Origin of the sequence: Arthrobacter sp. AG1021, from assembly GCF_003633665.1 — a bacterium.
Classification (GTDB): Bacteria; Actinomycetota; Actinomycetes; order Actinomycetales; family Micrococcaceae; genus Glutamicibacter; species Glutamicibacter soli.
This window is the reverse complement of the sequence record NZ_RBLB01000007.1, coordinates 502553-516144: the sequence shown is the minus strand read 5'-3', so window position 1 is coordinate 516144 and position 13592 is coordinate 502553. Positions and strand designations below refer to the sequence as shown.

Genomic DNA, 13592 nt, shown 5'->3' with positions numbered 1-13592 from the left:
GATGATCTCCGGTAACTGTGATTGGGGAACCAAAATGACAACTGCATTCCGGGAGCCGAACAGGTCGCAAAATCCAATGAAAACACTTGGCATCGCGGGTGCGGTGGACATGGTCGGTTTGAACATCACCGTGCTGGCCTTCTTTGCCTTGTGGCTGATTGCCGACAGCGCCGCCATTGGCCGCATGGAATCGGAATCCAGTATTGATCCGGGCCAGATGCTTCCGAACTCGGAATTGATGTGGTTGGCAGCGCACGGTTCCGTGCTGATGGTTGTCGTTCTGGATTTGCTGGCTATTGTGTTGCTGGTCAAGAACACAGGTGTCCTGCAGCATGCCGCCATGGAAAATAGGTCTCATGTCTCTTGAAGAATCCAATGACGTTGAAAGCCACTCGCGTGGGTACCGCAATCCTCAACGGAGGCCGGGGTAGGTCTGGGACGCTGAGAACGGCCAGCTAGCCATGTAGGGCGACCGGTTTACGGGCACCATAGCCATCCGCCGTTAGTGGTTCGGATGAGCGCAACGGACCCTCGGTAGTCCTAGCGTGGGTGTATGAAGCACATAACTCTGGAGATCATTAATGTAATTGATCTTCCTGCCGCTCCGATTTTCGTCACCATGTCGGTCGCTGGCGGCCTCGTGAAGTCCGAGAACGCCGTCGCCGTGGCCAATCCGTAGCTCACCGACCAGTGCCATCGAACATGAGTGACCTCTCATTCTTTGCGCGGTGGCAACACCTTGGAGCTAACGCCTGAGTTTCCTGATCGCCCAAGCTACTGTAGATCCAGCAAGGAATAGAAGCGCGGATGCTGTGAATAAGCGGGGGTAGGCAGAAGAATCCGGGACATCGGTCCTACTGCCTAGATCCGGCGTCAGTTCTCCTGCCACGTCTGCTGCAGGTGCTCTGCGATTCCGTCGGTTCTGGACAACTTTATTGAACACAGGGCCTATGGTTCCAACTAGCCAGATCAAACCACCCCCGGTGATACCGGCCGCTGCGGAGGCGAGGAAGAGCTTGCGCTGGACGTTTGTCTCCTCTTGCTGGTCGATGCCGGCTAACCGAAATCCCGCGCTGGTGTCAGCACTTCGAATGGGAAGCCTCCATGTGGGAGCAGTCGGGTCTACTACCTGTGGGCTTGAGATGGTCGGTACGTACTCGGCTGGGAGATCTCTGGGTTGGATGCTGACCACAGATTCAGTAGCTACCGACTGAATGTCCAGAAGGTCAGTGACAGCGGGCAATGTCATGGTAGCGATACGAGGGAAGGCATAGCGATGATGGGATCCCGCAAAGGCTTCAGTGGGCGCAGACGTATTGCCTTGGAGAGACACAGCCCAGCCCATACCAGCTTCTCCGATGGTCGTATCCCGGAAATCCGTTGGCCAGATACGGGTCATAACGCAGTCGTCATCAATTGAAAATTCGAGTCCGATCCCACTTACCCTCGGATTCGAATCCGTCGGCGGTATCGGAGGCGCAAATCTGAGCTCTTCGCCGTTGCTCGTCTTGCGCAGATGAACGTCCTTCATCGCTCCACAAAACCCAACCATCAGCTCCCCGGCTTGGTCTGGCGGCACAGCAGCGGCGCTATCTCCTTTCAGGACCATGTCGAATTTAGTCAGGTTCGGAGAAGGGTAGAAGCGCAAGTCAATATCCACGCGGACGGGCGCCGATGCTGATCCATGCTTCACGCCGACGAAAATCGCACCGGGCATATTCAGCTTTGGGACGGAAGTGAGGGCTGGCTCAGAAAAGTGCCATGCTCCGAAAGCAGACAGGGCAGTCACGAAGAGCGCTGCCACCATTTGCGTCTTTTCATACGTCTTCACCATCCAAGCAGTCTATGAGAACGCGCTTGATGTTGGGTCCCATTGGGTTGGGTACGTCATGACGTCGGAGTGATTGGCTTCCGCTCCTATGCTGAAGGGGGTCGTGTTACCGGCGGTATGCATCGCATGCCTCCTGCGAATGGGACGGCCCAGTTTATCAATCGATAACCGTCGGGAATGGTGGTCAAATGGGCCCCTACCGGCAGGCCAGATAGCGCCAGGGTTACAGAGATTTCCAGCCCGAAAGCGCCTGTGAAAGTACCCACGCGTGTGGTTTCTCAATTCTGTGTCATCGACTATCTCTGCGGTCGTAGCCATATGGAGGGGGAAACGATGCATCGGACGGTGACGGAGAATTTCAACATCTTAGGTCCGATCCGATTATCGTAGCCTTCAGTAGCGTAGTAGATAAAGCATTGGCTGGCGTCAGTCCATGATGAATTCATGGTAAGGCGTTTGGTGTTACCGGCATCAGAAGTCTTGTATTCCCTGGAGTGCAGGCTGGAGAAACCGGCCTGTGTCGGAAGCGCCGCGACGGTGAGGCCGCCGGTGGTCAGCGCTCGAGCGGCGGCAGGCATGGCAACACGTGCCAGATTTTGCAGTTCATGATGCCTCGCGGAACCGCCCCGGCGCGGGAAAGCCGGAACCGGCACGCAACACAACATGCAGTGATACGCCCCGTACTGACTGCTGTCGCAAGCTGGTGCCATCGGACGACCTGATCTGAACGAACCGCAAAAGTCGGGCGCGACTATGCTTCCCCTCGGGATAGTGGATGGTGAAGGGTGGGAACATGAGCGGAATTCTGAATCGGCTCATGGAGCAGATCGAACAGCACCTTGATGCCGAGATTGATTTCGGCCAGTTGCTGGCGGGCTCGGGTACCACCGTGTACCACGTGCGCCGCATGTTCTCTTCGCTGGCAGGAATGCCGCTGTCCGAGTATGTGCGCCGTCGGCGCATGACGGTGGCGGCTGCAGACTTGCTGGAAGGCCAGGATCTGCTGGGCCTTGCCGTGCGCTATGGCTACGGCTCGGCAGAGGCCTTCGGCCGGGCGTTCCGTGCGGTGCACGGTGCGGGCCCGGGCGATGTCCGCCGTGATGGCGGCCCCCTTCGAAGCCAACCAATACTCAGGTTCAGCCTGACCGTCGAAGGGAGTGTCCCCATGGATGCCCGAATTGTTGAACGCCCGGAATTCAAGCTGGTGGGCCACGCTGCCCGTGTGCAATTGATCCACGAAGGGGCCAACCCGCAGATCCAGGCCCATATCGCCTCGTTGCCAGTCAGCGAGCATGCCCGGCTCAAGGAGTTGGGCAACACCGGGCCGGCAGGCCTGCTCCAGGTCAGCGCGGATGTGGATGCAGACTACCGGGAGGGCACCGAGCTCACGTACCTGCACGGTGTCGCGATGCTGGATGGGAACGTGCCAGAGGACCTGGATGCCATCATGGTTCCCGCCGGGACCTGGGCGGTGTTCCGCACGTCGGGACCCTACCCTGCGGCCTTGCAGAACGTCTGGGCTTCCACCGCTACGCAGTGGTTCCCGTCGAACCCGTGGCTGCTGCGCGAGGGGCCGTCCATCGTGGCGGTGCTTGAGCGGTCCGAGGACTTCAGCACCGCCACCTGCGAGCTGTGGCTGCCCGTGGAACGCGGATAGGGCAGCCGGCCCGCCGCGGATCAGGAATTGGCGACCAGATGCTTGGCGGCCAGGCCCAGATAGGTGTCGGCGTTCTTCTTCAGTCCGGCGACCTCTTCCTCGGTCAGTTCGCGGCGCACCTTGGCCGGGACACCGGCCACCAGCGAACGCGGCGGAACCTGAGTGCCTTCAAGCACCAGGGCTCCGGCGGCCACCAGCGACTGCTCGCCGATGACCGAGCCGTTCATGATGGTGGCGCTCATGCCCACTAGGCAGCCGTCACCCACGGTGGCCCCGTGGACCACTGCGCTGTGCCCGACGGACACCCCTGCGCCCACGGTGCAGGGGTATCCGGTGTCGGCGTGCAGCACCACGTTGTCCTGCAGGTTGCTGCCTTCGCCCACGCGGATCGGCGCCGAGTCTCCGCGCACGGAAACGCCGTAGAACGCGCTGGAACGATCGCCCATCACCACGTCGCCGCTCAGGGTAGCGGTAGGGGCGGTGAAAACATCCTGCCCAACCTGCGGCGTATGGCTGTCGATGGTAATAATGTGAGTCATGGCACCACTGTAATAGGGGCGGATAGGACCCTGCGACTATTACGAGAAGACGATGGTTCGCTGGCCGTCCAGCATGACGCGGTGCTCAGCGTGCCACTGCACGGCGCGGGTCAGCGTGCGGCCCTCGACGCTGCGGCCCAGGGCCACCAGCTGCTCCGGAGTGCGTGCGTGGCTCACCTGAGTGACTTCCTGGTCGATGATCGGGCCCTCGTCCAGATCCGAGGTGACATAGTGGGCGGTGGCGCCGATCAGCTTCACGCCGCGGGCGTAGGCCTGGTGGTAGGGCTTGGCGCCCTTGAAGGACGGCAGGAACGAGTGGTGGATGTTGATGACCCGTCCCTCCATGCGCTGGCACAGCGAATCGGAGAGGATCTGCATGTAGCGGGCGAGCACCACGAGCTCGATGTCGTAGTCGTCAACCAGCTTCAGCAGCTCGGCCTCGGCCTGCGACTTGTTGGAGGGGGTGACCGGAAGGTGGACGAAGTCCACGCCGTAGAACTCGGCCATGGACTTCAGGTCCAGGTGGTTGGAGACGATGACCGGGATATCGATGGCCAAGGTGCCGGCGCGCTGGGCGAACAGCAGATCGTTCAGCGCATGCCCGGCCTTGGAGCACATGATCAGCGTTCGGGTGCGTGCGGTGGTGTCGTCCACGCGCAGCGACATGTGGAACTCGTCGCGGATGGGAGCCAGCGCCGCACGCACCTGCACCAGGGACTGCTCGGTTGCCACCTCGATGCGCATGAAGAAGGTTCCGGACTCGGGGGACTCGTATTGCTGGGACTCGGTGATGTTGCAACCGGCACCCAGCAGACCTCCGGAAATGGCATGGACGATGCCGGGACGATCTACGCAGGACAGGGTGACGGTGTACTTGTTCATGCATTGAGGTTAACCGTCTAATGCCCTGCGCGCACATTCGTCTCGGCCGGGTTACACAGCTATGCATCGGGAATGCTTGGCCATCAGTAGTTTTCCGTATCTGCTCGAAGTGGTTGATGCACCTTTGAAAACACCCTTGGCATTGATAGTTAGTACCGACCGGAACTGTGGCATGATGACTATAAATTTTGTCGCTTTCATTCTTGGGGAAACACATGAAGCTGCTGCATCGTTGCGCGTCGGTACTCGGCGTCGCCGCCCTGGTCATCTCAGGGCTCGTGCCCGCGGCGCAGGGTGCTACCAGCACCGCTGACTGCAACGAGTACACTGACGAGGCCAGCAGCGTCGTGGTGGGCCTGTACTGCAAAAACGTTGCATCGCTGCAGGAATTGCCGATGACCGGCGACATCCAGTGGATCGGCGTCGACACCAAGAAGGGGCAGGTGCTGGGCGGACTCGAAGTCCTGGCGGCCAACCCCCAGCTGCAACAGGTCCGGATCGACAAGGCTCCGCAGGAGGTGATCCCGGAACTTGCCAAGCTACCGGCGCTGGAAACCCTGTCCCTGGTCTTCCCCGAAGGGCAAAAGGTGCAGCTGGCAGGGCTGGGCAAGCTGTCCGGCCTGAAGGAACTGGAAGTGCTGGCGACCAGCCCGACCGACTACCGCTGGGCCAAGAACCTGACCAAGCTTCAAGTGCTGGATCTCGCCAGCTACAGCAGGCCAGAAATCGAGCTGAAGGTCGGTGACAGCGCGCAGATCGAACCGCTGGTCACGGTGGAGGGCACGGTGCTCACGCCGCGGGAGCGCTCCTTCTACGGACGAGTCCTGGACCAGATCAGCCCCACCGGCTTCACCGCGCACAAGGCCGGGTACACGGGGTTGAGCGCAGCCCTCACCGACGACGAGGCGGTGGTCCCGGGAATGCCGAACCTGACATCGGTCAGCTACGCAGCCAGCTGGCGGGTCGGCGTGCGCGACACCGCGAGGGTCGGCCGCATCAAGCTGAGCCAGAACCCGTCGCTGGAGGGCCACAACGCGGCTGTCGTGGGAGATATCCTGCTGGTCCCGCCGACCAACTACCCGTACTGGTCCCTGCAGTGGACCCGCAACGGGACGCCGATTCCCGGTGCGGTGGGGGAGACCTATGCGCTGGGGCGCGAGGACGTCAATACGGTGATTGCGCTGGACTACCAGACCACCTCGGTCATGCAGTTCGGCGAGGTGTGGGTGCCCGCGACGCAGGGCACGATCACCTACGGGGCGCCGATCGCCGCCACGGTGGCATCGATTGCCAAGCCGAAGATCAGCGGAGGCAAGATCGTCGGGCAGAAGCTCACCGCCGCCGTTGACGCGTCCTATTTCCCCGATTTCTCGCGCAGCTACCAGTGGCTGGTCGACGGCCAGATGATTTCTGGGGCCACGGCGAAAACCTATACTCCTCCGGCGTCCTATGCCAACCGCAAGATCTCGGTGCGGGCCACCCTCGACGCGGCGGACGGCGACTGGGTGCAGATGCAGGACAGCACCGCGATCAAGGTCGTCAAGGGCACGTTCACTGTGGCCAAGCCGAAGGTCACCGGAACTGCACGGGTCGGCTCAAAGCTCAGCGCCAAGGCCGCTGCACCGGCTCCCGCCGCCCAGTCCACCACATACCAGTGGCTGCGCAGCGGCAGGGCCATCAAGGGCGCCACCTCGAAGAGCTACACGCTCACGCCGGCGGACCAGAACCAGCGGATCTCGGTCTCGGTGAAGTACTCCAAAACCAACTACACCACCAAAACCGTGTCAAGCACGGCGACCGGCAAGGTCGCGTCCATCAAGCTGAAGGTCGTCAAGAAGCCGGTGATCACCGGGAAGAAGGCCACCGGCAAGACCCTGAAGGCCACTGCCGGCAGCTACAACACGAAAAACGTGAAGGTCTCCTACCAATGGTTGCGCTCGGGGAAGATCATTTCCAAGGCCACCAAACCCAGCTACAAGGTAACCAAGGCCGATGCGGGCAAGACACTGACCGTGTGGGTGAGCGCCTCGAAACCCGGCTACACCTCTCTGGTCACCACGCTGAGCAAGAAATAGCCCGGAAGCCTATGCCGGGACAGCCGCCAGGAACTTGCTGGCTGCAACCGCGGCCTTGCGCCCGGCACGGGTGGCGCCCAGCGTGGAGGCCGAGGCACCGTAGCCGACGAAGTACATACCCGGAAGCTCAACCGCGCTGACCGAATCCTCGGCGATCAGGATGCCGCCGGCTTGCGTGTGCAGGTGCAATGGGCGCAGGTGGTCGTGCGCATGGCGGAATCCGGTGGCCCAGAGGATGGCGTCGATTGGCTCGGTGCTGCCGTTCTGGAAGTGCACGCTGTGCGGGCCCAGGAAGTCGATCTTTCCACGGGAAACCAGCGCACCGGAGTCGATGGCCGCCTGCATCACCGGGTTCAGCATCAGTCCGGTGGCGCCCACCACCGACTTCGGCGGCAGGCCCGCGCGGGTACGCTCGTTGACCTCGCGCTCCACCTGGATGCCCCAGTCGGCGCTCGGCGTGCGCCAGTCCGGCTCGGATCGGGTGGACCACAGGGTGTCCACGCCGGCAGCGCGCAGCTGCACGATGAACTGGGTAGCGCTGGCGCCGCCGCCCACCACCAGGACGCGCTGGCCGGCGAACTGCTCAGGGCCGATGAAGCCATTGGTGTGCACCTGCGGGCCGCCGAAGCGGCCCGGATAGCTTGGCCAGTTGGGGTTGGTCCAGGTGCCGGTCGCGTTGATGATGCTGCGCGCTTGCAGCGTGCTTCCCTCGGCCAGCTGCACCGTGAAGATGCCGTCCTCGTGGGTGACCGCGAGGACCTCGGCGTCATGGCGCACCGGCAGGTTCTTCTCCCGCTCGTAGGCGCCGTAGTATTCGGAGACCACCTCTGAAGCGGGTCGGGTCGGGTCCTGGTTATCGAAGGGGAACTCGGGCAGCGAAGCCACCGCGTGGGTCTTGCCCAGGGTCAGCGTGCGCCAGCGGTGCTGCCAGGCGCCGCCCGGACCCGGATTGGCATCCAGCACCACGTAGTCCTCCCAGGGCTTCAGTCCCCGGCGCTGAAGATGGAATGCGGCGGACAGTCCCGCTTGCCCCGCACCGATCACGATGTTCTGGTAATACACTGCTGCCTCCTTACCCCTGTAACCGGTTCCGCAGGACCTTCATTCCGCGTGAGGCGGTTGTCACACGGGCTATGGCTGGGCATTGGATAGAATTGAACCCGTGACTGGCGTTTGGTGGACTACCACCGGGGAGCTAATCGTGGGAGCCGCGCGCCTGGGTTCGCACACCACCTGCCTTGGCAACAGGGCCCCTACGGAAGGATGAGCGTGAGCGCACGCATTCTCGACGGCAAGGCCACCGCGGCCACCATCAAGCAGGAACTGACCGAGCGCGTTGCCAAGCTGAAGGCCGCAGGCCACAGCACCGGACTGGGCACCATTCTGGTCGGCAACGATCCTGGCTCGGCCTGGTACGTGGGCGGCAAGCACAAGGACTGCGCCGAGGTGGGCATCGAATCCATCCGCGTGGACCTGCCGGAGGAAACCACCCAGGACGAGCTGCTGGCCAAGGTGCGCGAGCTGAACGAGAACCCTGCCTGCACCGGCTACATCGTGCAGCTGCCGCTGCCCAAGCACATCGACCAGGACGTCATCCTGGAAGCCATGGACCCGGCTAAGGACGCCGATGGCCTGCACCCGATGAACCTGGGCCGCCTGGTCGCCAACGTGAACCGCCCGATGACCTCCCCGCTGCCCTGCACCCCGCTGGGCTGCGTCGAGCTGCTGGCCCGCCACGACATCGACCTGAGCGGCAAGCACGTACTGGTTGTCGGCCGCGGCGTGACCATTGGCCGCCCGGTCGGACTGTTGCTGACCCGCCGCGACGTGAACGCCACCGTCACCCTGGCGCACACCGGCACCACCAACCTGGACGAGCTGCTGGCGCAGGCCGACGTCGTCATCGCCGCCGCCGGCTCGGCCCACATGATCAAGACCGCCAAGCCGGGCGCCATCCTGCTGGACGTGGGAGTTTCCCGCGTTGACGGCAAGGTCACCGGCGATATCGACCCGGCCCTGTACGAGGTTGCCAGCTGGATCTCCCCGAATCCGGGCGGCGTGGGCCCGATGACCCGCGCGATGCTGCTGAACAACGTGGTGGAAGCCGCGGAGCGCAACGCCGCGAAGTAGACGCGAAAAAACCAAAACCTACAGCCCGCCAGTTCATCACTGGCGGGCTGTCGGCTTTCTAGTATGCGCGCGTGGCGGTCTTTCCTGGACCTACAGCGCGTCCTGGGCTACGGGTTGCGCCGCGGTGCGCTTGTCGAATACCAGCGCCCCCACTTCCTGCTCGGCCTGGTTGCTGATGGACAGGTCGATGCCGCTACGGTCGCGGACCAGCGAAACCGCAACCAGTGAGATGGCGGTTAGCCCGATCAGGTACCAGGCCACCGCGTCCGTACCACCGGTCGCCTGCACCAGGGCGGTGGCGATCATCGGGGCGAAGGCGCCGCCCAGGATCGCACCGAAGGCGTAGGAGATCGAGACTCCGGAGAAACGCACCGAGGCGGGGAAAAGCTCGGAGTACAGCGCCGCCTGCGGACCGTAGGAGAAACCGAGCCCGACCGCGAACAGCGCAAAGGCCAGGTAAAGCAGCGGCAGGCTTGCGGTGTTGACCAGCCAGAACAGCGGAAAGATGCACAGCAGCTGGCTGACGAAACCGATCTGGTAGGTCCGCTTGCGGCCGATCTTGTCGGCCACCAAGCCGGAAAGCAGAGTGAAGACGAACCACATGACTGCGCCGAAGGACACGGCTAGCAGCACCTGGGTCCGGTTGAAGCCGACCGGACCTTCCGGATCGGTCATGTAGGCCTGCAGGAACCCGCCGGTGGTCATGTAGCCAGCGGCGTTGTTTCCGGCGAAGACCAGCGCGGCGATCAGCACCAGCAACCAGTGCTTCTTGAACAGCACGACGATCGGTACCCGGGTCTGGGCCTTCTTCTGGGCGATTTCCTCGAACACCGGCGACTCGTCGACCGAGCGGCGGATGAAGTATCCGACTATGACCAGCACGAAGCTCAGCAGGAACGGAACGCGCCAACCCCAGGCCACGAACTGCTCGCCGGGGGAAATCACGCCGGTCATCAGTGCCATCATGGCCGAGGCCAGCAGCATGCCCAGCGGAACACCCAGCTGCGGGTAGGCGCCAGCCCGACCGCGGCGGTTCGTGGGCGCATGCTCAACTGCCATCAGCACGGCGCCACCCCATTCGCCGCCCGCCGAAATACCCTGCAGGATACGCAAGAGCAGCAACAGGACCGGAGCGATGATGCCGGCGGTCTCATAGGTCGGCAGCACGCCGATGAGCGTGGTGGAGGCACCCATGAGTGTCAGCGTGAGCACCAGCATGGCCCTGCGGCCGATCTTGTCGCCGAAGTGACCGGCCAGGAATGCACCCAGCGGACGGAACAGGAAGGAGATGCCGACGCTGGCAAAGGAGAGCAGCAGGCCGATCTGCGAACCGGCGGGTTCGAAGAACAGGTGGGCGAAGACCAGACCAGCCGAGGTGGCGTAGATGAAGAAGTCGTACCACTCGATGGTGGTGCCGATGATGGTGGCAAAAGCGACTCGTCGCTGGCTGGCGGTGGCGCCGTGTTGCCGGGGAGGAACAGTACTCACGGGGTTACCTCTGAATGTGTGAACGAACAGTGCAAGTGCGAACCATCGGGCTCCTCGTGGGAGTGTCCGGTTCATGGCAGCCGTGGATCAGGCCGGGATCGGGGTGCTTCGGGCAAGCTCCTTCAAGGAGGCCGACGCTTCCAGCATGGACGTGGTGATTGGCGTCCCGCTGGAGAGGAGTTTTCGGGCGGAAATATGGTCCGCGGGACGGTTGACGGATTCCACGGCGGCCAGGACGCCGTCGCGGAACAGGGCGATGGAGAATTTGCCGGTGTTCGGCTCGCCCAGCAGCACCGCGTCATCGGTTGGCGCGGACAACCCGGCGATCTGCAGCCGGTGTTCGCCTTGGACGCTCCAGAACCAGGGAAGCTCGCGGTATTCGGTTGGCTGGCCGGTCAGGGTGAGCGCAAGCGCCCGGGCTTGGTCATTGGCGTTCTGCACGGATTCCAGCCGCGCCCGCTCCGAGGTCGCAGCCAGAGGGAAGTTTGCGCAGTCGCCCAGGGCGTAAATCCGTTCATCCGAGCTGCGCAGGAAAGCATCCACCAGGATGCCATTGTCGCAGGCCAGCCCCGAATCCGCCGCGAGCTCCGTATTGGGCAGGACGCCGATGCCGTAGACCACCAGGTCTGCCTCGTAACCATGTCCGGCAGTGGACAGGACCTGAAGATGACCATCTTGCGCTTCGATGCGCTCCACGCCTTCGTTGCAGCGCAGGTTGATGCCGCTGCCGCGGTGCGCCGCGGCAAACCAGACGGACAGCGGCTCGGATGCTGCGCGTCCCAGCGGGCGCGCGGCGAATTCCAGCACTGTGACCTCCAGCCCGCGCTTCCTGGCCGCAGCGGCGAACTCCAGTCCGATGAACCCCGCGCCGATGACTACCACGCGGCGCGCCTCGGCCAGCCGGCGCTGGAGAGTACGTGCATCATCCAAGGTGCGCAGGCCGTAAATTCCCGGCAGCTCGCTTCCGGCACAGCCAAGTGGGCGGTTGCGGGCGCCGGTGGCGATCACCATGCGGTCGTAGGACAGCTGGGTGCCGGTGCTGAGCGTGACGATGCCGGCGGCCCTGTCGATGGATTCGACCCTTGCCCCCGGGATCAAATCGATATCGTGCTCGGCGTAGAAGCTTTCCGGGCGCAGGGCCAGGGGCCCGGACGCGGCATCCGCCGCAACATAGTCCTTGGACAGCGGAGGGCGCTGATAGGGCAGTTCAGTTTCCTGGGTTATCAGGGAGAGCGGGCCCCGGTGTCCTGCCTCGCGCAGGGAAGCCGCCAGCTGCACTCCCGCGTGCCCGGCCCCGATGATGACGATGCGTGGTTCCATGGCTAGACCTGGTCGCTGGGCACGGTGACGCGCAGCTGCTGGGTGGCTCCACCGAGGCGGACCTGGCAGCCCAGTCGGCTGAATTCCGTGCGTTCTGCGGCTGTGCAGTCGAGCATTTCGTCTTCGTCCTCGGAGATGTCCGAAAGGCTTGCGGCATCCTCCGGCGCGACATAGACATGGCAGGTGGCGCACATGGCCTGTCCGCCGCATTCGCCGACGATTCCGGCAATGCCGTTGGAGACTGCGGCGCGCATGATGTTGCAGCCGTCAGTGACCTCGACCTCGGTAGCGGTGCCGTTGGGCTGTTCGAAAATAATGGTTGGCATTGAAAGCTCCTATACGAATGTGGTTACGAATCCCAGATGACCGGCATCTTGGTCATGCCGCGGAAGACCCAGCCGGCATCGATGCTGGCCGACTGCGGATCCAGTCGAAGATTTGGAAGGCTGCGGAACACTTCGGGAAGCGCTATTTGCGCCACCTGCGCGCGGGCGATCCAGGTGCCGGCACAGAAGTGCACTCCGCCGCCGAAGGCCAGGTGAGGCTTCTTTTCCCGGAAGATGTTGAACTCCTCGGGATCGGTGAAGACCTTCGGATCGCGGTTGGCCGCGCCGAGCACAACACCCAGACGCGCCCCGGCAGGCAGCTTGATGCCCTCCAGCACGAGATCCTGCGTGGTTTCGCGGGGATACATTCCGATGGGTGCCACCCAACGCACCGATTCCTCGAAGGCACGTGAAAACAGGCCCGGGTCCTCCAGCACTGCATCCAGCTGTTCCGGGTTGGAGAGCAGGGCCCACACTGTGGTGGCCAGGACATCGCGCGGTTCGTTGAGCCCGCCCCCGATGGTCATTTTCAGATTCGCTCGGATGGCTTCCAGAGGGATGGGCAATGACGCCAGATTCGAAAGCAACGACCGGTCCGGATTGGCAGCGAGGTAGGGGAGCATTTCATCGATGGCGGCGTCAACTTCCGCCGAGGATGCGGCAGCCTTGGCCCAGACCTCTGGATCATCCGCGTAGTTGCCTGTCCCGTCGATCAACGTCTGGCTCCAGCGCTGCATGTCCGCCTGCGTGGAATTGTGGAAGCCGCAAATGAGGCGAAGGTTCTCCGCGGTGTAGGGGGCCGCGTAGTCCCATACAAAGTCGGCGCCGGGGCCCTTGGCGACGAGCTGAGCCAGGTACTTTTCGTTGTTGGCAGCGAAGATGTCGTTCCAGTGCTTCTTGATGGTGGCCGGGCGAAGGGTTGCGCCGTAGGAATCGCGGTCGACCTGGTGCTCCGGGTTGTCCTTGCGCAGCATTGAATGACCCATCGAACGCTTCATCAAGGAATTGCGTTCGTCGGCGGAGAAGAGCGCCTCGTTTTGCTCGATTTCGTGGCATGCGCTGTACGAAGTCACCATGTACCGGTTCACTTCCGGTACCCAGTGCACCGGAGCTTCTTCGCGCATGCGCTTGTAGATCGGGAAAGGATTGGTGTAGAGGTCGGAGATTTTCACCCAATCCGCAACCGGAGCTTCGCGTCCTTCGCCAGTCGAGGTCTCGATAGCCGCGGGGACGGTCTGCGCTGACTGCGCCCCGGTGAACGGGCAGGTGGCCGGTGTCTGGGTCATGGGAATGTGCTCCTGGATTGAAAGGCTAACTTGGTATCAAGTGTGAGGCGGGACATAA

The 13592-nt window shown here is 63.0% G+C and carries 13 protein-coding genes; 5 read left to right on the top strand and 8 right to left on the bottom strand.

Annotated features, from left to right (window positions below):
* Nucleotides 1-34: 34 nt before the first annotated feature.
* Nucleotides 35-367: a hypothetical protein gene (locus DFO58_RS07860; RefSeq protein ID WP_147407226.1), complete on the top strand. Its 333-nt coding sequence runs from the start codon at nt 35-37 to the stop codon at nt 365-367.
* A 186-nt stretch (nt 368-553) separates the two neighbouring features.
* Nucleotides 554-679: a hypothetical protein gene (locus tag DFO58_RS18760; protein ID WP_286158850.1), complete on the top strand. Its 126-nt coding sequence runs from the start codon at nt 554-556 to the stop codon at nt 677-679.
* A 66-nt stretch (nt 680-745) separates the two neighbouring features.
* On the opposite strand, the gene DFO58_RS18195 is transcribed toward DFO58_RS18760, so the two are convergent.
* On the bottom strand, nt 746-1834 hold the full coding sequence (locus DFO58_RS18195; RefSeq protein WP_147407225.1) for a hypothetical protein: 1089 nt from the start codon (nt 1832-1834) through the stop codon (nt 746-748).
* 790 nt (nt 1835-2624) lie between these two features.
* Here DFO58_RS18195 and DFO58_RS07855 point away from each other — a divergent pair.
* A complete protein-coding gene (locus DFO58_RS07855) occupies nt 2625-3488 on the top strand; it encodes an AraC family transcriptional regulator (protein ID WP_120990056.1) in 864 nt (287 codons plus the stop codon).
* Nucleotides 3489-3508: 20 nt separating this feature from the next.
* On the opposite strand, the gene DFO58_RS07850 is transcribed toward DFO58_RS07855, so the two are convergent.
* Both DFO58_RS07850 and purU read right to left on the bottom strand, forming a co-directional pair.
* Nucleotides 3509-4027 (bottom strand): gamma carbonic anhydrase family protein, encoded by a 519-nt coding sequence (locus DFO58_RS07850; protein WP_120990054.1) that lies wholly within the window; start codon nt 4025-4027, stop codon nt 3509-3511.
* Nucleotides 4028-4066: 39 nt separating this feature from the next.
* On the bottom strand, nt 4067-4909 hold the full coding sequence (gene purU / locus DFO58_RS07845) for a formyltetrahydrofolate deformylase (RefSeq protein WP_047118389.1): 843 nt from the start codon (nt 4907-4909) through the stop codon (nt 4067-4069).
* A 215-nt stretch (nt 4910-5124) separates the two neighbouring features.
* On the opposite strand from purU, the gene DFO58_RS07840 reads away from it, so the two are divergent.
* On the top strand, nt 5125-6984 hold the full coding sequence (locus tag DFO58_RS07840; protein ID WP_120990052.1) for a hypothetical protein: 1860 nt from the start codon (nt 5125-5127) through the stop codon (nt 6982-6984).
* Between the two features lie 9 nt (nt 6985-6993).
* On the opposite strand, the gene DFO58_RS07835 is transcribed toward DFO58_RS07840, so the two are convergent.
* Entirely contained in the window at nt 6994-8046 is a 1053-nt protein-coding gene (locus DFO58_RS07835) for an NAD(P)/FAD-dependent oxidoreductase (RefSeq protein WP_286163519.1), read from the bottom strand.
* Nucleotides 8047-8247: 201 nt separating this feature from the next.
* On the opposite strand from DFO58_RS07835, the gene DFO58_RS07830 reads away from it, so the two are divergent.
* The gene (locus DFO58_RS07830; RefSeq protein ID WP_120990050.1) at nt 8248-9114 is read left to right on the top strand and encodes a bifunctional methylenetetrahydrofolate dehydrogenase/methenyltetrahydrofolate cyclohydrolase; all 867 of its coding nucleotides are present in this window, start codon (nt 8248-8250) and stop codon (nt 9112-9114) included.
* A gap of 90 nt (nt 9115-9204) precedes the next feature.
* Here DFO58_RS07830 and DFO58_RS07825 read toward each other — a convergent pair whose 3' ends face one another.
* The 4 genes from DFO58_RS07825 to DFO58_RS07810 all read right to left on the bottom strand — a co-directional run bounded on the left by DFO58_RS07825 (nt 9205) and on the right by DFO58_RS07810 (nt 13534).
* Complete coding sequence (locus DFO58_RS07825) at nt 9205-10602, bottom strand: MFS transporter (RefSeq protein WP_286163518.1); 1398 nt, start codon at nt 10600-10602, stop codon at nt 9205-9207.
* A gap of 87 nt (nt 10603-10689) precedes the next feature.
* Nucleotides 10690-11922 carry an FAD-dependent oxidoreductase gene (locus DFO58_RS07820; RefSeq protein ID WP_120990046.1) on the bottom strand — a complete coding sequence of 411 codons (1233 nt, stop codon included), beginning with the start codon at nt 11920-11922 and terminating at the stop codon, nt 10690-10692.
* A gap of 2 nt (nt 11923-11924) precedes the next feature.
* Nucleotides 11925-12248, bottom strand: coding sequence for a 2Fe-2S iron-sulfur cluster-binding protein (locus DFO58_RS07815; RefSeq protein WP_047118393.1), 324 nt, complete (start codon nt 12246-12248; stop codon nt 11925-11927).
* Nucleotides 12249-12271: 23 nt separating this feature from the next.
* Nucleotides 12272-13534, bottom strand: a complete 1263-nt coding sequence (locus DFO58_RS07810; protein ID WP_120990044.1) for a cytochrome P450 — start codon at nt 13532-13534, stop codon at nt 12272-12274.
* Between the last annotated feature and the right edge of the window lie 58 nt (nt 13535-13592).

What these genes read in the sequence shown, in the direction of transcription:
- DFO58_RS07860 (WP_147407226.1), top strand. Translation starts at nt 35, where the DNA reads ATGACAACTGCATTCCGGGAGCCGAACAGGTCGCAAAATCCAATGAAA.
- DFO58_RS18760 (WP_286158850.1), top strand. Translation starts at nt 554, where the DNA reads ATGAAGCACATAACTCTGGAGATCATTAATGTAATTGATCTTCCTGCC.
- DFO58_RS18195 (WP_147407225.1), bottom strand. Translation starts at nt 1,834, where the DNA reads ATGGTGAAGACGTATGAAAAGACGCAAATGGTGGCAGCGCTCTTCGTG.
- DFO58_RS07855 (WP_120990056.1), top strand. Translation starts at nt 2,625, where the DNA reads ATGAGCGGAATTCTGAATCGGCTCATGGAGCAGATCGAACAGCACCTT.
- DFO58_RS07850 (WP_120990054.1), bottom strand. Translation starts at nt 4,027, where the DNA reads ATGACTCACATTATTACCATCGACAGCCATACGCCGCAGGTTGGGCAG.
- purU (WP_047118389.1), bottom strand. Translation starts at nt 4,909, where the DNA reads ATGAACAAGTACACCGTCACCCTGTCCTGCGTAGATCGTCCCGGCATC.
- DFO58_RS07840 (WP_120990052.1), top strand. Translation starts at nt 5,125, where the DNA reads ATGAAGCTGCTGCATCGTTGCGCGTCGGTACTCGGCGTCGCCGCCCTG.
- DFO58_RS07830 (WP_120990050.1), top strand. Translation starts at nt 8,248, where the DNA reads ATGAGCGTGAGCGCACGCATTCTCGACGGCAAGGCCACCGCGGCCACC.
- DFO58_RS07820 (WP_120990046.1), bottom strand. Translation starts at nt 11,922, where the DNA reads ATGGAACCACGCATCGTCATCATCGGGGCCGGGCACGCGGGAGTGCAG.
- DFO58_RS07815 (WP_047118393.1), bottom strand. Translation starts at nt 12,248, where the DNA reads ATGCCAACCATTATTTTCGAACAGCCCAACGGCACCGCTACCGAGGTC.
- DFO58_RS07810 (WP_120990044.1), bottom strand. Translation starts at nt 13,534, where the DNA reads ATGACCCAGACACCGGCCACCTGCCCGTTCACCGGGGCGCAGTCAGCG.